This is a genomic window from Anaeromyxobacter sp. Fw109-5, assembly GCF_000017505.1.
Taxonomy (GTDB): Bacteria; Myxococcota; Myxococcia; order Myxococcales; family Anaeromyxobacteraceae; genus Anaeromyxobacter.
On sequence record NC_009675.1, the window covers coordinates 2,521,075 to 2,545,853 of the forward strand.

The following is a 24,779-nucleotide window of genomic DNA, read 5'->3' on the forward strand; positions in this document are numbered from 1 at the left end:
CAGGCCGGGCGCCCCCACCCGAAGCCTGAAGCCCGGAGCCTGAAGCCTCGTCCTACGCCGTGTTCTTCTCGGCGGCGGCGCCGCGCGGGGTGCCGAGCGGTCCGCCGAGCTCGCCCTCGGCCTGCTCGCGCGCCGCCTTCGCCTCCGGCGTCTCCAGGAGCTCGACGTCGAGCGCGAGGCTCTGGAGCTCCTTGATGAGCACGTTGAACGACTCGGGCAGGCCCGACTCGAGCGTGTTCTCGCCCTTGACGATCGCCTCGTACATGCGGGTGCGGCCGACCACGTCGTCGGACTTCACCGTGAGGAACTCCTGCAGCGAGTAGGCCGCGCCGTAGGCCTCCATCGCCCAGACCTCCATCTCGCCGAGGCGCTGGCCGCCGAACTGGGCCTTGCCGCCGAGGGGCTGCTGCGTGACGAGCGAGTAAGGCCCGATGGAGCGGGCGTGGATCTTCTCGTCCACGAGGTGGTGCAGCTTCAGCATGTACATGACGCCGACGGTGACGTCCTGGTCGAACGGCTCGCCGGTGCGGCCGTCGAAGAGGATCGACTGCATCGTCGCGGAGCCCTCGCCGAGGAGCGCCTTCATCTCGTCCTCGTGCGCGCCGTCGAAGACCGGCGTCGCGACGTGCATGCCCTCCTTGAGCTTGGTGGCGAGCTTGGGCAGCTCCTGCGCCGGCAGCTCGTCGATGAGCTGGCCGAGCCGATCGCTCCCCTCGACGCCCTCGAACGCCTTCTTCAGCTTCTTGCGGAGCTGATCCGGCCCGAAGTTCTTCTCGATCATCTCCTGGAGCCGCCAGCCCACGTTCTTCGCGGCCCAGCCGAGGTGCGTCTCGAGGATCTGCCCCACGTTCATGCGGGAGGGGACGCCGAGCGGGTTCAGGACGATGTCCACCGGCCGGCCGTCCTCGAGGTACGGGAGGTCCTCCTCCGGCAGCACGCGGGAGACGACGCCCTTGTTGCCGTGGCGGCCCGCCATCTTGTCGCCGACCGCGAGCTTGCGCTTGATGGCGACGTACACCTTCACCATCTTGATGACGCCCGGCGGGAGCTCGTCGCCCTTCTTCAGGCGGCCGATCTTCTCGCCGAAGAGGAGCTTCACGAGCTCCTTCTGCTCCTCGAAGTTCTCGACGATCTTGCGGACGAGGTCCTGCACGTCGCCCTCGACCGCGATCTCGCCCCAGTAGCGCTGGGGCACGGTGTCGAGGAGCGCGTCGTCGAGGACGTCGCCGCGCTTGAGGAGCTGGTTGCCCTTGTCGTCGACGAGGCGTCCGGAGACCTCCTTGCCGAGCAGCAGGCGCCGGATCTTCTGGAACGCCGAGTCCTGGATGATGCGGATCTCGTCGTTCTGGTCCTTGAGGAGCTTCGCCTCCTCCATCTCCTCGATGGCCTTCGCGCGCTCGTCCTTCTCGACGCCCTTGCGGCTGAAGACCTTCGCGTTGATGACGGTGCCCGAGACGCCCGGCGGCACGCGCAGCGAGCTGTCGCGGACGTCGCCCGCCTTCTCGCCGAAGATCGCGCGGAGGAGCTTCTCCTCCGGCGAGAGCTGCGTCTCGCCCTTGGGGGTGATCTTGCCGACGAGGATGTCGCCCGGCTTCACCTCCGCGCCGATGCGGATGATGCCCGACTCGTCGAGGTCCTTCAGGGCCTCCTCGCCGACGTTCGGGATGTCGCGGGTGATCTCTTCCTTGCCGAGCTTGGTGTCACGGGCGACGCACTCGAACTCCTCGATGTGCACCGAGGTGAACACGTCGTCCTTCAGGAAGCGCTCGGACAGGAGGATCGAGTCCTCGAAGTTGTAGCCCTGCCACGGCATGAACGCGACGACCACGTTCTGACCCAGCGCCAGCTCGCCCATCTCGGTCGCGGGCCCGTCGGCGATGACGTCGCCCTTCTTCACCCGCTCGCCCGGCTTCACGATGGGCTTCTGGTTGATGCAGGTGTTCTGGTTCGACCGCTGGTACTTGATGAGGTTGTAGATGTCGACCTCGTTCGCGACGTCGGTCGCGGAGGTCGGCACGTCCGCCTTCACCACGATGCGGGCCGCGTCGACGGACTGGATGACGCCGTCGCGCTTGGCGACGACGCACACGCCGGAGTCGCGCGCGACGATGCCCTCGATGCCGGTGCCGACGAGCGGCGCCCGGGTGCGGAGCAGCGGCACCGCCTGGCGCTGCATGTTCGAGCCCATGAGGGCGCGGTTCGCGTCGTCGTTCTCGAGGAACGGCACGAGCGAGGCGGCCACGGACACGAGCTGGTTCGGGCTCACGTCCATGAGATCGACCTCGTCCGGACGGGCGTTGATGTACTCGCCCTCCTTGCGGCACGAGACGATGTTGCCGGTGAAGACGCCCTTCTTGTCCACGGGCGCGTTCGCCTGCGCGATGATGTGCTTCTCCTCCTCGAGCGCCGAGTAGAAGGAGACCTCGTCCGTCACCCGGCCCTTCTCGACCTTGCGGTACGGCGTCTCGACGAAGCCGTACTCGTTGACGCGCGCGTAGGTGGAGAGCGAGGCGATGAGGCCGATGTTCGGACCCTCGGGCGTCTCGATGGGGCAGATGCGGCCGTAGTGCGTGGAGTGGACGTCGCGCACCTCGAAGCCCGCGCGCTCGCGGGTGAGGCCGCCCGGCCCGAGCGCCGAGAGGCGCCGCTTGTGCGTCACCTCGGAGAGCGGGTTCGTCTGGTCCATGAACTGCGACAGCTGGCTCGAGCCGAAGAACTCCTTGATGACCGCGGTGACCGGCTTCGCGTTGATGAGGTCGTGCGGCATGAGCGTCTCGATCTCCTGGAGGCTCATGCGCTCCTTGATCGCGCGCTCCATGCGAACGAGGCCGATGCGGTACTGGTTCTCGAGCAGCTCGCCCACCGCGCGGACGCGGCGGTTGCCGAGGTGGTCGATGTCGTCGACGTCCTTGTTCGGCGTGCCGTTCTTGAGGTCGATGAGGAAGCGGACGACCTCGAGGATGTCGCGCTTCGTGACCACGGTGTTGTCGAGCGGCTCCTCGATCCCGAACTTGTAGTTGAGCTTGAGGCGGCCGACCTTCGAGAGGTCGTAGCGCTCGGCGTTGAAGAAGAGGTTGACGAAGAGGTTCGTCGCCGTCTCCGGCGTCGGCGGGTCGCCCGGGCGCAGGCGGCGGTAGATCTCCATGATCGCCTCCTCGGGCGTGGAGATCTTGTCCTGCATGAGCGTGTCGCGGAGCGACGGCAGCACGTTCAGGTTGTCGATGAAGAGGACCTTGAACTCGCCGATGCCGCGCTTGCGCAGCTCCTCGAGCTTCTCCTCGGAGACCTCCTCGTTCACCTCGAGGAGCACCTCACCCGTCTGCTCGTCGACCACGTCCTCGGCGGAGATCTTGGTGTAGACCTCCTCCGGCTCGATGGGCAGCGACTTCATCTTCGCCGCGACGAGCTTCTTGATCGCGCTCTCCGTGAACTTCCGGTTCTTCTTGACGACGATCTCGTTCGTCTTCGGATCGCGGATGTCGCGCGTCGCGCGCTGGCCCTTGAGCAGGTCGGGGTTCAGGTCCTTCTCGAACTTCCCCTTCCCCTCGATCCGGATCGTCTCCGTGTCGTAGTAGTACTTGAGGATCTCCTCGGCCGAGCCGTGGAACTCGATCGGCGTCTTCTTCGCCGTGTCCGGCACGCCGCCGAGGGCGCGCAGCAGCACCGTCGCGGGCAGCTTCCGCCGGCGGTCGATGCGCACGTAGAGGATGTCCTTGTGATCGAACTCGAAGTCGATCCAGGACCCGCGGTACGGGATGATCCGCGCGTTGAAGAGGAGCTTGCCGGAGGAGTGGCTCTTCCCCTTGTCGTGATCGAAGAAGGCGCCCGGCGAGCGGTGCAGCTGGCTGACGACGACGCGCTCGGTCCCGTTGATGATGAAGGTCCCGTTCTCCGTCATGAGCGGGATCTCGCCGAAGTAGACCTCCTGCTCCTTGACGTCCCGGATCGACTGGGCGCCCGTCTCCTCGTCCTTGTCCCAGACGACGAGGCGGACCACGACCTTGATCGGCGCGGAGTACGTCATGCCGCGCTGGTGGCACTCGTCGACGTCGTACTTCGGCTTCTCGAGGTGATAGCTGACGAACTCGAGCGAGCTCGTCTCGTTGAAATCCTTGATCGGGAAGACGGACTTGAACACGCCCTGCAGGCCGGTGTCCTCGCGCTTCTCGGGCGGGACGTCGGCCTGGAGGAACTTGTCGTAGGAAGATTTCTGGATGGCGATGAGGTTGGGGATCTCGGCGATCTTGTTGATCTTCCCGAAGTTTCGCCGGATTCTGAAGTTGTTCTGGATCGTCGTCGCCATCGAGTTCGGTCCTCTGGTCCCTTTGGAGACCCGTACAAACAGGTCTAGCCGGCCAGCCGGCCGGCTACCCAACTACGTCCGGCCGAAAAGGCCGGGAGTCCGGAATCAGTGAAAGGGATACGGGTTCTTAACGACTCCGCGCCCGCCCGTCAAAGATTCCAACGTGGTGCACGGCGGGGTGGCCTGCAACACCGCCCCGCCGTGCACACGCCTCTCTACTTGATCTCGACCTTGGCGCCGGCCGCCTCGAGCTTCTTCTTGAGCTCGTCGGCCTCCGCCTTCGGGATGCCCACCTTGACCTCCTTGGGGGCGCCCTCGACGAGGTCCTTCGCCTCCTTGAGGCCGAGGCCCGTGATCGCGCGGACCTCCTTGATCACGTTGATCTTGTTCGCGCCGGCGTCCGCGAGGACGACATTGAACTCCGTCTTCTCCTCGACGGGAGCCGCGGCGGCGGCGCCGCCCGCGCCACCGGCGACCATCACCGGCGCGGCGGCGGAGACGCCCCACTTCTCCTCCAGCTTCTTCACGAGATCGGCGGCCTCCATCACCGTGAGGCCCGACAGCTGATCCACGATCGTGTTGAGATCTGCCATTTCCTTCTTCCTTCTCTGTTCCGGGGCGTCCTTCGGGACGCCCGCAGCGTCTGGCCCGCGCGTCGCCGCGCGAGCGGTTCACGTACCGTTTAAGACTGCTTCTCGAGCTGCTCGCGGCGTGCGCCGAGGACGCGGGCCAGCTGCTGGCCCGGGGCCCCGAGAACGCGCGCGAGCTGGGTCGCGGGCTGCGCGATCATGGCGGCGATCTGGCCGCGGAGCTCCTGGAGCCCCGGCATCTTCGCCAGGGACTGGATCCCCTTCGCGTCGACCACTCGCCCCTCGATCACCGCGGTGCGAATGGTGAAGTTCTCGCGGTCCTTCATGAAGTCCGCGAGGAGCTTCGCCGGCGTGACGACGTCGTCGTAGCTCATGACGAGCGCCGTCGGCCCCACGAACTTCTCGGCGATCGACTCCACCGGCGTGCCCTTGGCGGCGCGCGCGGCGAGGGTGTTCTTCACGATCCGGTACTCCACCTTCGCCTCACGCAGCTTGCGTCGAAGCTCGGTGACGGTCGCGACGTTCAGCCCCTTGGGCTCCGCGAGGATGGCCGCCTTCGCCATCGCCATCTTCTCGTGGAGCTCGCCGATGACCTGCTCTTTTTCCGTCCGGTTCAATTGAGTCTCACCACCTTTCCGACCGGCCGGCTCTCGCCGGCTCGGCTTCGCTCGGGGTTCGGACCGGACGTCGGTACGAAGACCCCCTGGCCAAGCAGGGGACGCTGCGGAGAGGCTGCAGGTTCCCGTCTCGGCGGGTCGGACCCTCGCGGATCCGCTTGGCCGCTCGCTCGCCCCGGAACTGCGCTCGCACCCGGGGCCGTTCGCGGGCCCGCTGTCTTGGACCAGAAACCCCGGCGGCGTCATGCCGCCGGGAACTCCTGAGGTTTCGCTAGCCGTGGGCCGCGGCGAGCTCGGAGAGATCGAGCTTGATGCCCGGGCCCATCGTCGTGGAGAGCGTGACGTTCTTCACGTAGACGCCCTTCGCCGTCTGCGGCTTCGCCTTGTAGATGATCTCCATGATCGCGGAGAAGTTCGCCTTCAGCTTCTCCGGCTCGAAGGAGGCCTTGCCGAACGGGACGTGGACGATGCCCGCCTTCTCGACGCGGAACTCGACCTTGCCGGCCTTCTGCTCCTTCACGGCGCGGGCGATGTCCGCGGAGACGGTGCCGACCTTCGGGTTCGGCATGAGGCCGCGGGGGCCGAGGACCTTGCCGAGGCGGCCGACGACGCCCATCATGTCCGGCGTCGCGAGCACCTTGTCGAAGTCCATGAAGCCGCCCTGGACCTTCTCCGCGAGATCCTCGGCGCCGACGATGTCCGCGCCGGCCTCCTGGGCCTCGCGCGCCTTGTCGCCCTTCGCGAACACCGCGATCTTGACCGCCTTGCCCATGCCGTGCGGCAGCACGACGGCGCCGCGGACCACCTGATCCGCGTGCTTGGGGTCGACGCCGAGGTTGATCGCGGCGTCCACCGTCTCGTCGAACTTCTTCGTCGCGGTCTGCTTCACGAGGCTCATCGCCTCGTCGAGCTTGTACCGCTTCACCCGGTCGACCTTCGCGGAAGCCGCCTTGAACTTCTTCGCAACGTGAGCCATGTCCGTGTCCTCCTCGCGGCTAGCCGACGACGTCGATGCCCATGGACAGCGCGGTCCCCTCGACGGTCCGCATCGCGGCCTCGAGGCTCCCCGCCGTCATGTCCTGCATCTTCGTCTTCGCGATCTGCTCCACCTGCTTGCGCGTCACCTGCCCGACCTTCTCCTTGCCGGGCTTGTGCGCGCCGGAGCCCTTCTTCTTCTCCGTGTGGAGGCCGGCCGCCTTCTTGAGGAGGATGGCCGCGGGCGGGGTCTTCAGCTGGAAGGTGAAGGAGCGGTCCTGGTACACCGTGATGATGACCGGGATGATGAGCGCTTCCTTCGCCTGAGCCTGCGTCGCCGCGTTGAACTGCTTGCAGAACTCCATGATGTTCACGCCGTGCTGGCCGAGCGCCGGGCCCACGGGCGGGGCCGGGTTCGCCTTTCCGGCGGGGAGCTGCAGCTTGATCTGTCCAGTGACCTTCTTCATCTCTGCTCCTCGGGGCCGCCGAGGCGGACCCGCGTGGTCGTACGAGCCGTTGACTCGGCTCTCCCACGGATTCGCCCACGGTGACTCACCGCGGGCGGTGCCTCACTACGTCTTCTCCACCTGCATGAAGTCGAGCTCGACGGGGGTGGCGCGGCCGAAGATCGAGACCAGCACGCGAAGCTTGCCCTTGTCCGGCTTGACCTCTTCCACCGTGCCGTTGAAGTTCGAGAACGGGCCGTCGATCACGCGGACCTGATCCCCCTCCTCGAACTGGACCTTCGGCTTCGGCTTGAGCGAGCCCTCCGAGATCTGCGTCGTGAGCCGCTGCACCTCGACGTCGGACACCGCCGGCACCTCGTTCGGCGTCTTGGCGTTGCCGACGAACCCCGTGACCTTCGGCGTCCCCTTCACGAGGTGCCAGGTGTCGAGGGTCATCTCCATGTTCACGAGGATGTAGCCGGGGAAGAACTTGCGCTTCGAGGTCTTCTTCTCCCCCTTCACCATCTCCTGGACCACCTCCATGGGGATGAGGACCTCCCCGAACTGCTCCTGGAGGCTGTGCTGGCGGACGCGCTCCTCCAGCGACTTCTTCACCTTGTTCTCGAAGCCAGAGTAGGTGTGGACGACGTACCACTTCTTCGCCATTTGCGAATCTCCGTGTCGTCGCCGCGTGTCCCGTCGAAACGCCGCGGGAGCCGCCGGCGGCCTGCCGCCGCCCAGGGCTCCCGTCGGTCGTGAGCCTCGAACCGCTCGCCCGCGGGCGACCCTAGTAGACCTTCGAGCTCAGCCAGCTCCAGACGAAGTCGAACACCCCGAGGATGACCGCCGCGATGGTCGAGGCGACGATCACCGCCACGGTGGCCGCCCGCGTCTCGCGGAGGCTGGGCCAGGTGACGCGCCGGAGCTCCAGGGCGACCTCGAGCGAGACCTCCTGGGTCTTCGGGATGCGCCAGAGCGCGACCGCCAGCACGATCGCCAGGCCGAAGCCGATGATCGTGGAGAGCGTCCAGTCGCCCAGCACCGCGACGTCGTTCACGCGGGCGTACGAGAACACGAGCGCGAGGATCCGCTCGAAGAACACGCCGACCGCGATCGCGGCGAGCACGTAGAAGATCACCACGATCCGCTTCGGCTGCTCGACCCCGCCCACGTTTTCCATGGCTCGCCTTCGGTGCTGCGCGGGGGCGGGACGCCTCGGCGCCCCGCCCCCTGGTTTCTGCTCGGTTTGGCAGAGAGGAGAAGCGACTCGACCTCTCCTCGGTGCGACCCTGCCTTCTTCTGGCAGGCCAGGAGGGATTCGAACCCCCAACCCGCGGTTTTGGAGACCGCTGCTCTACCGTTCGAGCTACTGGCCTATCCCCGGCGGCTTCGCGCTACTTCGTCTCCTTGTGGTCCACGTGCTTGCGGCAGCGCGGGCAGAACTTGGAGAGCGCGAGCTTGTCCTGCGTCTTCTTCTTGTTCTTCGTCGTGGTGTAGTTCCGCTCTTTGCAGGTCTTGCACTCGAGCGTGATGATGCTGCGATTCCCGGCCATGGGATCCCTTCCTTACTGGATCACCTCGGCCACGACGCCGGCGCCGACCGTCCGGCCACCCTCGCGAATCGCGAACCGAAGCTCCTTCTCCATGGCGATGGGCGTGATGAGCTCCACCTCCATGCCAATGTTGTCACCGGGCATCACCATCTCGACGCCCGCCGGCAGCTGCACCGAGCCCGTCACGTCCGTCGTGCGGAAGTAGAACTGGGGCCGGTACCCGTTGAAGAACGGCGTGTGGCGCCCGCCCTCCTCCTTCGTGAGGACGTAGACCTCCGCCTTGAACTTGGTGTGCGGCGTGATCGAGCCCGGCTTCGCCAGCACCTGACCGCGCTCCACCTCCTCGCGCTTCAGGCCGCGGAGCAGCGCGCCGATGTTGTCGCCCGCCTGCCCCTCGTCGAGCAGCTTGCGGAACATCTCCACGCCCGTCACCACCGTCTTCGCCGTGGGCTTGAGGCCGACCACCTCGACCTCCTCGCCGACCTTGATGATCCCGCGCTCCACGCGCCCGGTCGCCACCGTCCCGCGCCCGGAGATCGAGAACACGTCCTCGACCGGCATCAGGAACGGCTTGTCCGTCGCGCGCTTCGGCGTCGGGATGTAGCTGTCCACCGCGTCCAGCAGCTGCTGGATCGCCGGCTCGCCCAGCTCGCTCTTGTCCCCCTCCAGCGCCTTCAGCGCCGACCCCTTCACGATCGGGATCTCGTTCCCGGGGAACTCGTACTCGCTGAGCAGCTCACGGACCTCGAGCTCCACGAGGTCGAGCAGCTCCTTGTCGTCCACCATGTCGACCTTGTTCAGGAAGACGACCATGTACGGCACGCCCACCTGCCGCGCGAGCAGGATGTGCTCCCGCGTCTGAGGCATCGGGCCGTCCGCCGCGCTGACCACCAGGATGGCGCCGTCCATCTGCGCCGCGCCCGTGATCATGTTCTTCACGTAGTCCGCGTGGCCCGGGCAGTCGACGTGCGCGTAGTGGCGCTTGTCCGTCGAGTACTCGACGTGCGCCGTCGCGATCGTGATGCCGCGCTCGCGCTCCTCCGGCGCCTTGTCGATCTGGTCGTACGCCATGAACTGCGCCCGACCCTGCGTCGCGCAGTACTTCGTGATGGCCGCCGTCAGCGTGGTCTTGCCGTGGTCGACGTGACCGATCGTCCCGACGTTCACGTGCGGCTTGTTGCGCTCGAACTTCTCCTTGGCCATGTTCGCTCCTGCTGTGGGTGCCGCCGGCGCGAGCAGCCCTCCGAATGTCCGCGCGCCGTCTTAGACTGGAGCCCTCGTCCAGGATTGAACTGGAGACCTCGTCCTTACCAAGGACGCGCTCTACCGACTGAGCTACGAGGGCGTATCAAATTCCGCTGTGTCGACCTCTCTGGAGCGGGAAACGGGATTCGAACCCGCGACATTCAGCTTGGAAGGCTGACGCTCTACCAACTGAGCTATTCCCGCAAGGCTTTTGGCGAATCCCTTTCGCTCGAGGACGAACCGCTGTGGAGGGGGGTGGATTCGAACCACCGAAGGCGTAAGCCGGCAGATTTACAGTCTGCTCCCTTTGGCCGCTCGGGAACCCCTCCGTAACCTCTTCAACCGCTCCTCACCACCCCGCTCCGTGCTCGACCCACTGCTCGTCTTGAGCTGGCGGTGGGACTCGAACCCGCGACCTGCTGCTTACAAGGCAGCTGCTCTACCAACTGAGCTACGCCAGCAAGATCCTTCCGGAAGCTCGGGCCGACCGCCGCCGCGCGCCCGCGCCGACGCCCCGCCCCCTGCTGCGTGGAGCGGTGCCTTTTAGATGACCTCCCAGGCCTTGTCAAGGACGCACTTCGTCGGGCGAACCGGGCGGTTACCGGCCCCGCTGGCGGGCCGCCTCGTACAGCGCCACCGCAGCCGAGGCTGAGACCGAGAGCGAGTCGAGATCCCCGCTCATGGGGATACGCGCCGAGTGGTCGCACGTCTTGCGGACGAGGGGGCGGAGCCCCTCCCCCTCGCTCCCCAGGACGAGGGCGATGGGCCCGGTGAGGTCCACGGCCCCGAGCGGCGCGTCGCCGTCCGCGGCCAGCGCCACCGACCAGATCCCGGCCTCCTTCAGCGCCTCGAGCGTCTTGGAGACGTTCGTGACGCGCGCCACGGGGCAGCGCTCCACCGCGCCGGCCGAGGCCTTCGCCACGGCAGGGGTCACCCCCACCGCCCGATCCTTCGGGATGACCACCCCGTGCGCTCCGAGCGCGTGCGCGGAGCGGATGATGGCGCCCAGGTTGTGAGGGTCCTCGACGCCGTCCAGGACCACGACGAGCGGCGGCCGCCCGCTCGCGCGGGCCGCGGCGAGGAGATCCTCCACCTCGGCGTAGCGGAAGTCCGCGACCATCGCGACGACGCCCTGGTGACGATCCGTGCCGGCGAGGCGGTCGAGCTTCGCTCGCGGGGCGCTCCGCACCTTGGCGCCCGCGGCCCGCCCGAGCCGCTCCAGCTCGCCGAACGCCGCTCCGCGGGTGCCCCCCTCAGCGAGCCAGAGCTCCGAGAGGCCCTCGCCGCCCGCGCGCAGCACCTCGCGGACGGGGTTCAGGCCATAGACGACGCGCATGGGCCGAGGCTCCGGGAGCGGACGCCGAGGAGAGACGGGCGGCCGCGCCGCGGGATCACTTCACGTTCACCGCGACGGTCACGTCGCGAGTCTGCTTCACGCACCACTGGTCGGAGCAGATGAAGAAGTCGAGCTTCGCGGTCGCGTCCTGCTTGCCGGCCGCGGTGGCCACGAACGGGACCTCGAAGCGAGGCCCCTCCGCCTTCGGATCGACGGCGTCCTTGTGGCCCAGGGAGGTCTTCTCGAGCGTGAGCCCGCGCGCCTCGAGCGTGATCTTGAGCGGCGCCTGCGGGTGCACGTGCACCTTCTCGACGGGCACGATGGAGAGGACGAGCGTCCCCTTCCCTCCCGCCTTCAGCTCGGTCGTCGAGCCCTGCGTCTCGATCCGGTAGCTCTTCGCCGCCTCCGCCGCGGGGTCCGCGGCGCGCGTAGCCGGCGCGAAGACGAGCAGGGCGAGGGTGGAGAGGACGCGGATCATGCGGGCTCCTTGCGGGGATGCGACCGCTCTATACCAGGGACGGCGGTGGACGGCCATGCATTCAGGGGTTGTTCAGAACGCCCGGGGACCGAGCCGGGCGAGCGAGACGCGAGCAGCGCGAGGCGCGACGACCGAGCATGGCCGGAGGCCATGTAAGGGAGGAGCGACGCAGCGATGGACGCGGTCGTTCGCCGCGGCGACGGGACCGGCGTTCTGGACAGCCCTCATCCTTGCGCCCGCACGGCGCGGCCCCTGAGCGGCCGGCGTGGCGACGCAGCGCGCCCGCGCGCCTCGGCGAGCGCCACCGCCCGCTCGACGATGCGGCCCGCGGCGTCCACGCCGCAGGCCACCTCGGCCTCGCGGATGGACGGCGAGCTGTTCACCTCGAACACCCGGGGCACGCCCTTCACGTCCAGCATGTCCACCGCGCAGACCTCGAGCCGCAGCACGCGCGCGGCGTCCACCGCCGTCCGCGCGTAGGTGGCGGGCAGCTCCACCGGCTCGAAGCGGGCCCCGCGGCGCAGGTTCCGCGCGAACCTCCCGATGGGCGGGCTGCGGCGCATGGCGGCCACCACCTCGCCGCCGACGACGAGCACGCGCAGATCGCGCCCCTTCGCGCCGCGGAGGTACTGCTGGACGACGATGTTCTGGCCCAGGCCGAGGATGGCCTCCAGGGCGGCCTCGAGCGACTGGAGGCTCTCGCAGATCATGACGCCGCTCTTCTCGTTGACCGCGAGGAGCTTCACGAGGACCGGCACGCCTCCGACGACCCGCACCATCTCCTTCAGGCGCGACGGATCGCTCGCCATGACGGTGCGCGGCACCCGCACGCCGCTCGCGGCGAGGAGCTGCAGGCTGCGCATCTTGTTGCGGCTCGCGGCGATGCCCCAGGCTCCGTTCAGCGTGGGGACGCCGAGGAGCTCGAGCTGGTTCACCACCGCGAGGCCGTACTGGTGGATGGAGAGGCCGACGCGTGGGACGACCACGTCCGTCGCGGGGAAGCGGCGCCGGCGCCAGTACAGCGCCGGGGCGTCCCCGCCGAGCCCCATCTGCACGTCGAGCGGGTCGAGGACGCGGGTCGAGTGGCCGCGCGCGCGCGCCGCCTCGACGATGCGGCGCGTGGTGTAGATGGCGTTGGAGCGCGAGAGGACGGTGAGGTGCACGCGCCGGATGGTAAGCCCACGCGGCCCGCGGCGCACGGTGCCGGACGCCCTCCCCTCGACTGCGGCCCGCGACGCGGGCCTGCGCCGGGGTGAGCGGACGGCCTCATCGCTGGCGGCGCCTGCGGCGTACGCCTCGGCGGCGCCTCGCTGCGGGGACCGGCTCGGCTCGGGTGCGGTACCCTGCGCCTCGGCGAACGGAAAGGGCCGCCCGCGCGAACGCGGACGGCCCCGGACGGCGGGCGGGTCGCCGATCAGACCTGCTTGAACTCGGCGTCGACCACGTTCTCCTTCGGCTTCTCCTCGCCGGGCGCCCCCTCTTGCGGGCCAGGCGCCGCGCCGGGGGCGGCGCCCTTGTAGAGCTCCTCCGCGGCCTTGTGGCTGGCGCGCTCGAGCCGCTCCATCGCCGCCTTCAGCTCGTCGGCCGTGCCCTTCTCGCGCAGCTTGTGGACCTCCGCGACGGCCTCCTCGATCTCCTTCACGCTGGCGGCCGGCAGCTTGTCCTTGTTGTCCTTCAGCAGCTTCTCCATCTGGTAGGCGAGGTTCTCGGCCCGGTTCTTCTGCTCGACCTCCTCGCGACGCTGCTTGTCCTCCGCCTCGTGCGAGCGGGCGTCCGCCACCATCTTCTCGACCTCGTCCTTCGCGAGGCCCGAGGACTGGGTGATGGTGATCTTGGTCTCCTTCCCGGTGCCCTTGTCCTTCGCGGACACGTTCAGGATGCCGTTCGCGTCGATGTCGAACGTCACCTCGATCTGGGGCACGCCGCGCGGCGCGGGCGGGATCCCCTCGAGGTGGAAGCGGCCGAGGGTGCGGTTGTCCCGCGCCATCTCGCGCTCGCCCTGGAGCACGTGGATCTCGACGGAAGTCTGGCTGTCGGACGCGGTCGAGAACACCTCGGAGCGCTTCGCCGGGATGGTCGTGTTGCGCTCGATGAGGCGCGTCATGACGCCGCCGAGCGTCTCGACGCCGAGCGAGAGCGGGGTCACGTCGAGGAGCAGGATGTCCTTGACGTCGCCGGAGAGCACGCCGGCCTGCACCGCCGCGCCGACGGCGACCACCTCGTCCGGGTTCACCGAGCGGTTCGGCTCCTTGCCGAAGAGCTTCTTCACCCGCTCCATGACGGCCGGCATGCGGGTCTGGCCGCCGACGAGCACCACCTCGTCGATCTGCTCGGCGGAGAGCTTCGCGTCGGCGAGGCACTTCCGCGTCGGCTCGACCGAGCGCTCGATGAGGTCCTCGACCATCTGCTCGAGCTTCGCGCGCGAGAGCTTGATCGACAGGTGCTTGGGTCCGGTCTGATCGGCGGTCAGGAACGGCAGGTTGATCTCGGTCTCCATCATCGAGGAGAGCTCGATCTTGGCCTTCTCCGCCGCCTCCTTCAGGCGCTGGAGCACCATCTTGTCCTTCGAGACGTCGATCCCGGTGTCCTTGCGGAACTCGGCGATGAGCCAGTCGATGATCTTCTGGTCGATGTTGTCGCCGCCGAGGTGCGTGTCGCCGTTCGTGGCGAGCACCTCCACCACGTTCTCGCCCACCTCGAGGATCGAGATGTCGAACGTGCCGCCGCCGAAGTCGTAGACCGCGATCTTCTCGTTCTTCTTGCGGTCGAGGCCGTAGGCGAGCGCGGCCGCGGTGGGCTCGTTCACGATGCGCCGGACGTTGAGGCCCGCGATCTCGCCCGCGTCCTTGGTCGCCTGCCGCTGGGCGTCGTTGAAGTAGGCCGGCACCGTGATGACGGCGTCGGTCACCTTCTCGCCGAGGTAGTTCTCCGCGGCGCGCTTCAGCTTCAGCAGGATCTGCGCGCTGATCTCGGGCGCGGAGTACTGCTTGGAGTCCACCTGGATGCGCGCGTCGCCGTTCGGCCCCTCCACCACGTGGTAGGGGACGCGCTTCATCTCGTCCTGCACCTCCGAGAACCGGCGCCCCATGAACCGCTTGATGGAGTAGATGGTCTTCTCGGGGTTGGTGATGGCCTGCCGCTTCGCCACCTGCCCGACGAGCCGCTCCCCTTCCTTGGTATAGGCGACCACGCTCGGGGTGAGGCGGGAGCCTTCCTCGTTGGTGATGACGACGGCGTCCTTGCCTTCCATCACCGCGACGACGGAGTTCGTCGTCCCGAGGTCGATGCCGATGATCTTGGCCATGCTGTGGGAGTCCTCCTGGACGGGGGCAACCTAAGACCGCGAGCCTCCCTGTCAAACGGCGCCCGGCGCGATTCCGGTGCGTAGCTCGCTACGCGGTCCGCCACCGCGGCGACGCGCCGCGCGCCCCCTCGGGGCGAGAGCACACAGACGCAAGTCCCCGGTTTGTCGGGAATTCGTCGCAGTGACGCGCCGTGGCACCCCGCTTGCTCCAGGACCGCGACATCCGCGTCACATCCTCGCCGGGGTACGCATGCTTCGAATGGTCGCCAGCGCCGAGCGGTTCGCCTGCCCAACCGAGCAGCCGGTCGTCGGGCCCTCGTCGCCAGTGGCGGTCCTCCTGAACGCGCACGCGAAGCAGGTCAACGCCGAGGTCCGGCGGGCCCTCTCGCGCGTCGTTCCCGACGAGCACCTGTACCTCTCGCGCAGCCAGGACGAGGCGAGCGACATCGCGGAGGAGGTGGTCTCGCGACGCTACGGCACCGTCTTCACCGGCGGCGGCGACGGGACCTTCGTCGCGTGGGTGAACCGGATCCTGGAGAGCGCCGAGCGTCGCGCCGCGCGCCCGCCCCGCTTCGGCGTGCTGGCGCTCGGGACGGGCAACGCGGTCGCCGAGATGGTCGGAGCGACGCCGCGGCGGCATGCCCAGGACCTCGCGCGCTTCCTGCGCGGCGACATCGGCGGCGTGCGCAGGCTCGATCTCGTCACGTGCGCCGGGCGCCGCACCCCCTTCGCCGGCGTCGGCGTCGACGCGGCGGTGGTCAACGACTACTGCTGGATCCGCGAGCGGCTCTCGGGGACCCCGCTGCGCAAGCTCTGCCTGGGCGCGCCCGGCTACGGTCTGGCCGTCGCGCTGCGCTCCGCGCCGCGCTACCTGCTCGAGCGCCGCCCGGCGTACTGCGAGATCGTCAACGTCGGCCGGGCCGCCTGGCGTCTCGACGGGAGCGGCGAGCGGATCGGCCGGCCCATCGCGCACGGCGAGCTCCTCTACGCAGGCCCGTGCATGATGGCCGCCGCGAGCACCGTCCCCTACTACGGCCTCGGCCTCCGCGCGTTCCCGTTCGCCGGACGGGCGCCGGGGGTCATGCAGCTCCGCCTCGCCACGTCCATCGGCGTCCCCACCGTCCTCATGAACCTGCCGAGCATCTGGTCCGGCGACTTCGCGCACGAGGGGCTGCTCGACTTCCACGCGGACCGGGTAGCGCTCCGGTTCGAGCGCCCCATGCCGCTGCAGGTGGGCGGCGACGCCGAGGGCTGGCGCGACGAGCTCACGTTCGGAGTGGCGGCGAATCCCGTCGAGATCGTCGACTTCGGACCGCGCGCCGCCGCGTGACGCCGCCGCCAGCCCGCGACGCTAGCGGGCGCCGTCCAGCGGCAGCCGGACGGTGAACACCGAGCCCTCCCCGAGACGGCTCTCGACGCCGATGGTCCCGCCGTGGGCCTCGACGATGCGCCGGGTGATGTAGAGCCCGAGCCCGAGCCCGCCGTGCGCGCGGGAGTTCGTCCCCTTGTGATAGCGATCGAAGACGAGCGCGACGTCGTCGGGTGCGATCCCGATCCCGGAGTCCGCCACGACGAGCACGGCGTCGTCGTGCTCCCGCCGCAGCGTGACCGAGACCGGCCCCTGCCCGCCGTAGCGCACCGCGTTCGAGACCAGGTTCGTGAGCACCTGGTCCAGCTTCAGCCGGTCCCAGCGCCCGTGGACGGCCGGCTCGAGCTGGAGCTCGAGCAGGCGGCCCGAGCGCGTGAGCTCGTCGCGGAACCGTCCGGCGAGATCGGCCACGAGCTCTCCCAGCTCGAAGGGCTCGCGCTCCACCTCGAGCCTCCCTGCGTGCAGGCGCGTCACGTCGAGCAGGTTCGCGACGAGCCGGGTCATGCGGTCGACCTGGCGCGCGCAGGTCCCGAGGCGGTCGAGGAGCGCCTCGCGGCGCGGGCTCCCCTGCAGGGCGGACACCGCCCGCTGCAGCGCCTTCATCTGGAGGTGCAGCGGCGTGAGCGGCGTCCGCAGCTCGTGCGAGGCGATGGAGATGAACTCGTCGCGCACGCTCACCGCGTGCTGCGCGGCCCGGTACACGAGCGCATGGTCGATGGCCTGCGCGGCCCTTCGACCCAGCTCCTCCGCCAGCCGGAGCGCCCGCGCGTCCAGGTGGGGGACGGCGAGGAACTGCAGCGCGCCGACGACGCGATCACGGCCGCGGAGCGCCACGGAGACGACGCGGATCGGGCCAGGCCCGAGGAGCGCCTCCGCGCTCGCCGCCGCCTGGGCCGACAGGAGCGGCCGCGCGTCGTCCAGGACCTCGGGGCGCCCATCCTCCCGGGGCCGCGCGAGCGGGGCGTCACGCACGAGGTCGCGCAGGAGCCCGTCGCGCGAGGGGTCGCGGTGCGCCACCGCCAGGATGGCGGGCAGCGCGTCCACCGCGTCCACGTGCACCACCGCGGCCGCCGCGAGGAACGGGACCCCGATCCTGGCCGCGACGTCCGCGGTGGTGGCGAGGTCGAGCGACTCTGCGAGGCCGGCGCCTGCACGATCCAGAAACTCGAGCGTCTCCTCGGCGAGCCGCGCGACGGTCACGTCGACCGAGAACCCGCGCACCTCGAGCCGGCCCTCCTCCTCGGAGGGCACGAGGCGAACCTCCGTCTCGAACCGGAGCATGCGCCCGTCCGCGCAGACGAGCTCATGCTCGATCGAGACACCCTCGGCCCCCGGCGCGAGGCCCCGGATCGCGTCCAGCAGGCGGGCACGGGCCGAGTCCGGGAGGAGCGTGAGCCAGTGGTCCGGCCCGCTCGTCCAGCGGTCGACGGGGTGTCCGGTGAGCTTCTCCGCCGCTGGGCTCACGAAGGTGCAGGCGAGCGTCGCCGGGTCGGCCGTCCACACGATCGCGTGGGTGATCCCCTCGACGAGGCGGCGATAGCGTTCCTGCGCGGCGCGCTCGCGGCGGAGGTTCTTCAGCTCGAGCTGCGCCAGCGCGCGCTGCCGCTCCCGCTTCTCCTGCTCGGCGAGCAGCGCCGCCTGGCGGACGATCTCCTGCTTGGCGCGGTGGAGCTCGACGAACGCCGCCACCTTCGCGCGCAGCACGTCGGGGTCGACCGGCTTGAGGAGGTAGTCGATCGCGCCGGCGTCGTACCCCCGCGCGACGTAGCGCTCCTCGTCGGACATCGCCGTGACGAAGACGATGGGGATCGCTCGCGTGCGCTCGTTCGCCCGGACGAGCTTCGCCGTCTCGATGCCGTCCATGTGCGGCATCTGCACGTCCATGAGGATGAGGGCGCACTCGTCGCGCAGCAGGAATCGCAGCGCGTCGGCGCCGGAGCGCGCCTTCACGATCTCGTACTCGGCGGTCCCCAGCACCGACTCGATGGCGAGCAGGTTCTCCGCCCGATCGTCCACCGCGAGGATCTTCACCCGGGCGGGCTGCGTCGCGGGCCCACGTCCTCGCACACCAGGCGCGTGGCCCTCGCGATCATCGTTCTCTGGGCTCAGGGAAAGCTCGCGCGTCGATGCCATCTCGGGTTTGCAGAAGTGTACTTCGCTGGCTCGCCTGCCAGCGCCCACCCTTGAAGGGAGCGGGTGGAGCGAGGCGGGTGTTGTTCCAACTAATCGGTTCGCGGTGTTGAACCATCATGGGTACCGGAAGGTTCCCCGTTAAAAGGTGGTTCGACACCGTGGAATGCTGCGGCGCGCACGCGCACGAGGAACACACCGATGTCCAAGAACGAGACGATCCCGACGCGCCGGCGTCGCCCCGCACCCCCGTCGGACGGGCCCGAGCGCGACGCGGCAGCCGCCGGCGCGCCGGATCGCGCCTGGGCCGGCCGGAGCCCGGGCGGCCGAGGTGGCGTGACGGGCGATGGCGCGAGGAGCAGGCGCCGCGGCGGCCCCCCGCCTGGCGAGGCCGTGGTCTCCGGCCCCGTTCCGCGGGCCGCCCGTGACGGCGCCGCCGCTCGCGAGGGCCTCGACGGCTTCACGGAGTGGGACCTCCTCTCGCGCGCGAGCCAGGACGAGGTGGACCAGCTCGCCGACGTCCTCAAGGCGGTGAAGGCGGGCGACTTCTCGGTCCGCCTCCCCTATCGGCGCGACGGCATCCTCTCGCGCGTCGGCGAGATCCTGAACGACATCCTCCAGCTCAACGAGCACGTCTCCGTCGAGCTCCTGCGCGTCGCGAAGGTCGTCGGCCAGGAGGGAAAGATGACCGAGCGCGCCTCGGTGGGTCCGGCGAAGGGCGCCTGGGCCGCCGGCATGAGCGCGGTGAACCAGCTCATCGGCGATCTCGTCGCGCCCACCAACGAGGTCGCTCGCGTCATCACGGCGGTCGCGAAGGGCGACCTCTCCCAGAAGATGTCCCTCGACATCGAGGGCCGTCCGGTCCGCGGCGAGTTCCTCCGCATCGGCACGACCGTGAACTCGATGGTCGATCAGCTGAACTCCTTCGCGGCGGAGGTGACGCGCGTCGCGAAGGAGGTGGGCAACGAGGGGAAGCTGGGCGGCCAGGCCGACGTGAAGGGCGTCAGCGGCACCTGGAAGGACCTCACCGACAACGTGAACGGCCTCGCCGCGAACCTGACGGCGCAGGTGCGGAACATCGCCAAGGTGACGACCGCCGTCGCCAAGGGCGACCTCTCGCAGAAGATCACCGTCGACGCGCGGGGCGAGATCCTCGAGCTCAAGAACACCATCAACGTGATGGTCGATCAGCTCCAGTCCTTCGCGGCGGAGGTGACGCGCGTCGCGAAGGAGGTGGGCAACGAGGGGAAGCTGGGCGGCCAGGCCGACGTGAAGGGCGTCAGCGGCACCTGGAAGGACCTCACCGACAACGTGAACGGCCTCGCCGCGAACCTGACGGCGCAGGTGCGGAACATCGCCAAGGTCACGACCGCGGTCGCGAACGGCGACCTCTCGCAGAAGATCACCGTCGACGCGCGGGGCGAGATCTACGAGCTGAAGAACACCATCAACACGATGGTCGACACGCTGCGCTCCTTCGCGGCGGAGGTGACGCGCGTCGCCAAGGAGGTCGGCACGGAGGGCAAGCTCGGCGGCCAGGCCGACGTGAAGGGCGTCGCCGGCACCTGGAAGGACCTCACCGACAACGTGAACGGCCTCGCGGCGAACCTCACCGCGCAGGTGCGCAACATCGCCAAGGTCACGACCGCGGTCGCGAACGGCGACCTCTCGCAGAAGATCACCGTCGACGCGCGGGGCGAGATCTACGAGCTGAAGAACACCATCAACACGATGGTCGACACGCTGCGCTCCTTCGCGGCGGAGGTGACGCGCGTCGCCAAGGAGGTCGGCACGGAGGGCAAGCTCGGCGGCCAGGCCGACGTGAAGGGCGTCGCCGGCACCTGGAAGGACCTCACCGACAACGTGAACACGATGGCGTCGAACCTGACCGTCCAGCTGCGCGACGTGTCGAAGGTCGCGATCGCGATCGCCCACGGCGATCTGACGCAGAAGATCACCGTCGACGTGAAGGGGGAGATCCTCCAGATCAAGGACGTCATCAACAAGATGGTCGACCAGCTGAACTCGTTCGCCGCGGAGGTGACGCGCGTCGCGCGCGAGGTCGGCACGGAGGGCAAGCTCGGGGGCCAGGCGGAGGTGCGCGGCGTCAGCGGCACCTGGAAGGACCTCACCGACAACGTGAACGCGATGGCGTCCAACCTGACCGTCCAGCTGCGCGACGTGTCCAAGGTGGCGACCGCCATCGCGAACGGGGATCTCGGCCAGAAGATCACGGTCGACGTGAAGGGGGAGATCCTCCAGATCAAGGACGTCATCAACAAGATGGTCGACCAGCTGAACTCGTTCGCCGCGGAGGTCACCCGCGTCGCGAAGGAGGTCGGCACGGAGGGCAAGCTCGGCGGCCAGGCCGAGGTGCGCGGTGTCAGCGGCACCTGGAAGGACCTCACCGACAACGTGAACGGCCTCGCGGCGAACCTCACCGCGCAGGTGCGGAACATCGCCAAGGTGACGACCGCGGTCGCGAACGGCGACCTCTCGCAGAAGATCACCGTCGACGCGCGCGGGGAGATCTTCGAGCTGAAGACCACCATCAACACCATGGTCGATCAGCTCCGTTCGTTCGCCGCGGAGGTGACCCGCGTCGCGAAGGAGGTCGGCACGGAGGGGAAGCTCGGCGGCCAGGCCGAGGTGCGCGGCGTCAGCGGCACCTGGAAGGACCTCACCGACAACGTGAACGGCCTCGCCGCGAACCTGACCACCCAGGTGCGCAACATCGCCAAGGTGACGACCGCCGTCGCGAAGGGCGATCTGTCCCAGAAGATCACCGTCGAGGCGAAGGGCGAGATCCTCGAGCTGAAGAACACCATCAACGTGATGGTGGACCAGCTGAACTCGTTCGCCGCGGAGGTGACCCGCGTCGCGAAGGAGGTCGGCACGGAGGGCAAGCTCGGCGGCCAGGCCGAGGTGAGCGGCGTCAGCGGCACGTGGAAGGACCTCACCGACAACGTGAACGCGATGGCCTCCAACCTGACCGTCCAGCTGCGGGACGTGTCCAAGGTGGCGACCGCGATCGCCAACGGAGACCTCACCCAGAAGATCACGGTCGACGTGAAGGGGGAGATCCTCCAGATCAAGGACGTCATCAACAAGATGGTCGACCAGCTGAACTCGTTCGCCGCGGAGGTGACGCGCGTCGCGCGCGAGGTCGGCACGGAGGGGAAGCTGGGCGGTCAGGCGAACGTGCGCGGCGTCAGCGGCACGTGGAAGGACCTCACCGACAACGTGAACTTCATGGCCTCGAACCTCACCACCCAGGTGCGGGGCATCGTGAAGGTCGTCACCGCCATCGCGAACGGCGACCTGTCGCAGAAGTTCGTGCTCGAGGCGAAGGGCGAGGTGGCCGCCCTCGCCGAGACCATCAACTCGATGACCGACACCCTCCGCACCTTCGCGGATCAGGTGTCGACGGTGGCGCGCGAGGTCGGCGTGGAGGGCAAGCTGGGCGCGCAGGCGCGGGTGCCGGGCGTCGCCGGCACGTGGAAGGACCTCACCGACAACGTGAACTTCATGGCCTCGAACCTGACCACGCAGGTGCGCGGCATCGTGAAGGTCGTGACGGCGGTGGCGAACGGCGACCTGTCGCAGAAGTTCGTGCTCGAGGCGAAGGGCGAGGTGGCCGCCCTCGCCGAGACCATCAACTCGATGACCGACACCCTCCGCATCTTCGCGGACGAGGTGACCGGGGTCGCGCGAGAGGTCGGCATCGAGGGGAAGCTCGGCGGTCAGGCGAAGGTGCCCGGCGCCGCGGGCACCTGGCGCGACCTCACGGACAACGTGAACCAGCTCGCCGGGAACCTCACCTCGCAGGTGCGCGCCATCGCGGAGGTCTCGACGGCGGTGACGAAGGGCGATCTCACCCGCTCCATCACGGTCGAGGCGCAGGGCGAGGTGGCCGCCCTGAAGGACAACATCAACCAGATGATCTCCACCCTGAAGGAGACGACGCAGAAGAACACCGAGCAGGACTGGCTCAAGACGAACCTCGCGAACTTCTCCAACATGATGCAGGGGCAGCGGAACATCGTCTCCGTGGCCCAGGCGATCATCTCGAAGCTCACGCCGCTCGTGAACGCCGCGCACGGCGCCTTCTTCCTGATGGACCGCGACGACGAGAGCGGCGCTCCGTCCCTGAACCTCATCGCGAGCTACGGCTTCGGCGGCAGGAAGACCCTCGCGTCCTCGTACCGCCTGAAGGAGACGCTCATCGGGCAGTGCGCGTTCGAGAAGCAGCGCATCCTGCTCTCGCATGTGCCGGCGGACTTCATCTACATCGCGACCGGGATGGGGGAGGCGCCGCCGCGCTCCGTGGTGGTCCTGCCGGTGCTGTTCGAGGGCGAGACGAAGGCGGTGATCGAGCTCGCCGCGTTCAAGGAGTTCAGCCCGAACCACCTGGCCTTCTTCGATCAGCTCATGGAGAACGTCGGCGTCATCCTCAACATGATCGGCTCGAGCATGCGGACCGAGGAGCTCCTGCAGGAGCTGAAGCGGTCCAACGCCGAGCTCGAGGCGCAGGCGGGCGAGCTGAACGAGAAGGCCAAGCTGCTCGAGCAGAAGAACAGCGAGGTCGAGCTCGCGAGCCGCAGCCTGGAGGAGAAGGCGGAGCAGCTCCAGCTCATCTCCAAGTACAAGTCGGAGTTCCTCGCGAACATGTCGCACGAGCTCCGCACGCCGCTCAACAGCCTGCTCATCCTGTCGAAGATGCTCGCCGAGAACAGGGAGGGGAACCTGACCTCGGAGCAGGTCAAGTTCGCGAGCACGGTGTACACCTCGGGCAACGAGCTGCTCGGGCTCATCAACGAGATCCTCGACCTCTCCAAGGTGGAGGCGGGGAAGATGCAGATCGACGCGCGCGAGGCGCCGCTCGAGACGGTGCGCGAGTACCTCGAGCAGAACTTCCGCCACGTCGCCGAGCAGAAGTCGCTCTCCTTCTCGGTCACGCTCGACGCCGAGCTGCCGAGGACCATCTTCACCGACGTCTCCCGCCTGCAGCAGATCCTCAAGAACCTGCTCTCCAACGCGGTGAAGTTCACCGCCAGGGGCGCCGTCGCGGTGTCGGTGGTCGCGCGGCGGGCGGGGCCGGGCGCCGAGGGCGACGCGATCGCGTTCGCGGTGACGGACACGGGCATCGGCATCCCGGCGGACAAGCAGCGGCTCATCTTCGAGGCGTTCCAGCAGGCCGACGGCACCACGAGCCGCAAGTACGGCGGGACCGGCCTGGGGCTGACCATCAGCCGCGAGATCGCGCGGTTGCTGGGCGGGACGATCGAGGTCGAGAGCAAGCCCGGCGAGGGGAGCACCTTCACGCTGCTGCTGCCCCTGCGGTACGGCGGCGCGGACGCCGCGCCGCGGCCGCCCGCCAGCGTCGAGGACAACCAGGCGGTCGGTCCCCTCCCCCGCGACGCCGACTTCTCGGGCCGGACCGTGCTCCTCGCGGACGACGACATCCGCAACGTGTTCGCGATCAACAGCGTGCTCGAGGCGCAGAGGATGCGCGTGCTCCACGCGGAGAACGGGCGGGACGCGATCCGGCTCCTGCGGGAGAACCCGGCGGTGGACCTCGTCCTCATGGACACGATGATGCCGGAGATGGACGGGCTCACCGCCATCCAGGAGATCCGGAAGATGGAGACGCACCGGGACCTGCCCATCATCTCCCTCACCGCCAAGGCGATGAAGGGCGACCGGGAGAAGGCGCTCGCGGCGGGCGCCTCCGACTACGTGGCGAAGCCGGTCGACCCGGACCGGCTGCTCGCGGTGATGCACGGCTGGCTGCAGGGGGAGGACGCGTGACGAAGCCCGTGAAGAACGAGCCCTCCGCGCTGGTCGCGGCGGCGACGGCGCTCGAGGAGGAGCTCGCCCGGATCTCGAGCGTCGCGCGCGAGGCGCAGCGCCTCCCGCTCGACTCGCAGCGCAACGTCGAGCGCACCGCCGAGAAGCTCGCGGAGCTCGGCGCGGTCGACGAGCGGCTCGGTCCGCTCGTGCAGCAGCTCATGGGCGCGGTGAGCGCCCTCGTGCAGGGGCAGCAGGAGCAGGCGGTGGCGCTCGCGGCGCGCGCGGAGGAGGTGCGCGCCCGGCGCGAGGTGCTGCGCGACCTCCTCGCCCGCTACGCGGGGCTCGGCCGGGCCGCCCAGGAGCTGAACGCGATGGTGCAGGCGTTCGCTGGCGGGGCGCAGCCGGGGACCGGCGGCGCGGAGCCGCCGTCGTTCCAGGCGGTGCGCGAGACCATGACGCGGCTCATCGGCGACGCGGAGGCCGTCGCGCGGGTCTCCGTCGAGCAGGGCTTCGAGGACCTGTCACGCCAGGCGGACGGGCTGCGCCAGAGCCTCCAGTCCGCGCGCAACAAGCTGAACCTGCTCGACGCCAGGGTCGAGCGCGGGGGCCCGCCCCAGTAGCGCGCCCGCGGCGGGAGCGT

The 24,779-nt window shown here is 69.0% G+C and carries 17 protein-coding genes and 5 tRNA genes; 3 read left to right on the forward strand and 19 right to left on the reverse strand.

The genetic code is table 11. From position 1 onward, the window contains the following. Positions 1–52 precede the first annotated feature (52 nt). The 18 genes from rpoB to dnaK form a co-directional block, all read right to left on the reverse strand. Positions 53–4,303, reverse strand: coding sequence for a DNA-directed RNA polymerase subunit beta (rpoB, locus tag ANAE109_RS11320; protein ID WP_012097005.1), 4,251 nt, complete (start codon positions 4,301–4,303; stop codon positions 53–55). 215 nt (positions 4,304–4,518) lie between these two features. Next, complete coding sequence (gene rplL, locus ANAE109_RS11325) at positions 4,519–4,896, reverse strand: 50S ribosomal protein L7/L12 (RefSeq protein WP_012097006.1); 378 nt, start codon at positions 4,894–4,896, stop codon at positions 4,519–4,521. Positions 4,897–4,985: 89 nt separating this feature from the next. Next, positions 4,986–5,510 carry a 50S ribosomal protein L10 gene (gene rplJ, locus ANAE109_RS11330; protein WP_012097007.1) on the reverse strand — a complete coding sequence of 175 codons (525 nt, stop codon included), beginning with the start codon at positions 5,508–5,510 and terminating at the stop codon, positions 4,986–4,988. 271 nt (positions 5,511–5,781) lie between these two features. Further along, the gene (gene rplA, locus ANAE109_RS11335) at positions 5,782–6,486 is read right to left on the reverse strand and encodes a 50S ribosomal protein L1 (RefSeq protein WP_012097008.1); all 705 of its coding nucleotides are present in this window, start codon (positions 6,484–6,486) and stop codon (positions 5,782–5,784) included. Positions 6,487–6,505: 19 nt separating this feature from the next. Continuing rightward, the gene (gene rplK, locus ANAE109_RS11340; protein ID WP_012097009.1) at positions 6,506–6,952 is read right to left on the reverse strand and encodes a 50S ribosomal protein L11; all 447 of its coding nucleotides are present in this window, start codon (positions 6,950–6,952) and stop codon (positions 6,506–6,508) included. A 105-nt stretch (positions 6,953–7,057) separates the two neighbouring features. Then, a complete protein-coding gene (gene nusG, locus ANAE109_RS11345; RefSeq protein ID WP_012097010.1) occupies positions 7,058–7,597 on the reverse strand; it encodes a transcription termination/antitermination protein NusG in 540 nt (179 codons plus the stop codon). Between the two features lie 121 nt (positions 7,598–7,718). After that, the gene (gene secE, locus ANAE109_RS11350; RefSeq protein WP_012097011.1) at positions 7,719–8,111 is read right to left on the reverse strand and encodes a preprotein translocase subunit SecE; all 393 of its coding nucleotides are present in this window, start codon (positions 8,109–8,111) and stop codon (positions 7,719–7,721) included. Positions 8,112–8,231: 120 nt separating this feature from the next. Further along, positions 8,232–8,307, reverse strand: a tRNA-Trp gene (locus ANAE109_RS11355). An 18-nt stretch (positions 8,308–8,325) separates the two neighbouring features. Continuing rightward, positions 8,326–8,484 carry a 50S ribosomal protein L33 gene (gene rpmG / locus ANAE109_RS11360; protein ID WP_012097012.1) on the reverse strand — a complete coding sequence of 53 codons (159 nt, stop codon included), beginning with the start codon at positions 8,482–8,484 and terminating at the stop codon, positions 8,326–8,328. Between the two features lie 12 nt (positions 8,485–8,496). Further along, positions 8,497–9,687, reverse strand: a complete 1,191-nt coding sequence (gene tuf, locus ANAE109_RS11365) for an elongation factor Tu (RefSeq protein ID WP_012096692.1) — start codon at positions 9,685–9,687, stop codon at positions 8,497–8,499. Between the two features lie 66 nt (positions 9,688–9,753). Beyond that, positions 9,754–9,829 (reverse strand) — tRNA-Thr (locus ANAE109_RS11370). A gap of 28 nt (positions 9,830–9,857) precedes the next feature. Continuing rightward, positions 9,858–9,933, reverse strand: a tRNA-Gly gene (locus ANAE109_RS11375). 42 nt (positions 9,934–9,975) lie between these two features. Then, positions 9,976–10,058, reverse strand: a tRNA-Tyr gene (locus tag ANAE109_RS11380). Positions 10,059–10,117: 59 nt separating this feature from the next. Next, positions 10,118–10,190, reverse strand: a tRNA-Thr gene (locus ANAE109_RS11385). Between the two features lie 137 nt (positions 10,191–10,327). Then, positions 10,328–11,065 (reverse strand): 23S rRNA (guanosine(2251)-2'-O)-methyltransferase RlmB, encoded by a 738-nt coding sequence (rlmB, locus tag ANAE109_RS11390; RefSeq protein ID WP_012097013.1) that lies wholly within the window; start codon positions 11,063–11,065, stop codon positions 10,328–10,330. Positions 11,066–11,120: 55 nt separating this feature from the next. Next, on the reverse strand, positions 11,121–11,543 hold the full coding sequence (locus tag ANAE109_RS11395) for a hypothetical protein (RefSeq protein ID WP_012097014.1): 423 nt from the start codon (positions 11,541–11,543) through the stop codon (positions 11,121–11,123). A 224-nt stretch (positions 11,544–11,767) separates the two neighbouring features. After that, positions 11,768–12,706, reverse strand: coding sequence for a RimK family alpha-L-glutamate ligase (locus ANAE109_RS11400; RefSeq protein WP_083776858.1), 939 nt, complete (start codon positions 12,704–12,706; stop codon positions 11,768–11,770). A gap of 251 nt (positions 12,707–12,957) precedes the next feature. After that, complete coding sequence (dnaK, locus tag ANAE109_RS11405) at positions 12,958–14,847, reverse strand: molecular chaperone DnaK (protein WP_012097016.1); 1,890 nt, start codon at positions 14,845–14,847, stop codon at positions 12,958–12,960. Between the two features lie 259 nt (positions 14,848–15,106). Here dnaK and ANAE109_RS11410 point away from each other — a divergent pair, with 259 nt between their 5' ends. Further along, complete coding sequence (locus ANAE109_RS11410; protein ID WP_234945288.1) at positions 15,107–16,177, forward strand: diacylglycerol kinase family protein; 1,071 nt, start codon at positions 15,107–15,109, stop codon at positions 16,175–16,177. Between the two features lie 21 nt (positions 16,178–16,198). Here the strand turns inward: ANAE109_RS11410 and ANAE109_RS11415 are convergent, their stop codons facing one another. Then, positions 16,199–18,247, reverse strand: a complete 2,049-nt coding sequence (locus ANAE109_RS11415; protein WP_049768573.1) for an ATP-binding protein — start codon at positions 18,245–18,247, stop codon at positions 16,199–16,201. 300 nt (positions 18,248–18,547) lie between these two features. Between ANAE109_RS11415 and ANAE109_RS11420 the strand changes: the two genes are divergently transcribed. Together ANAE109_RS11420 and ANAE109_RS11425 are read left to right on the forward strand one after the other, a co-directional pair. Then, entirely contained in the window at positions 18,548–24,157 is a 5,610-nt protein-coding gene (locus tag ANAE109_RS11420; RefSeq protein ID WP_234945289.1) for a HAMP domain-containing protein, read from the forward strand. Beyond that, positions 24,154–24,759 carry a hypothetical protein gene (locus ANAE109_RS11425; RefSeq protein WP_012097023.1) on the forward strand — a complete coding sequence of 202 codons (606 nt, stop codon included), beginning with the start codon at positions 24,154–24,156 and terminating at the stop codon, positions 24,757–24,759. Before ANAE109_RS11420 ends, ANAE109_RS11425 begins: the two co-directional genes overlap by 4 nt. The last annotated feature ends 20 nt before the right edge of the window (positions 24,760–24,779 follow it).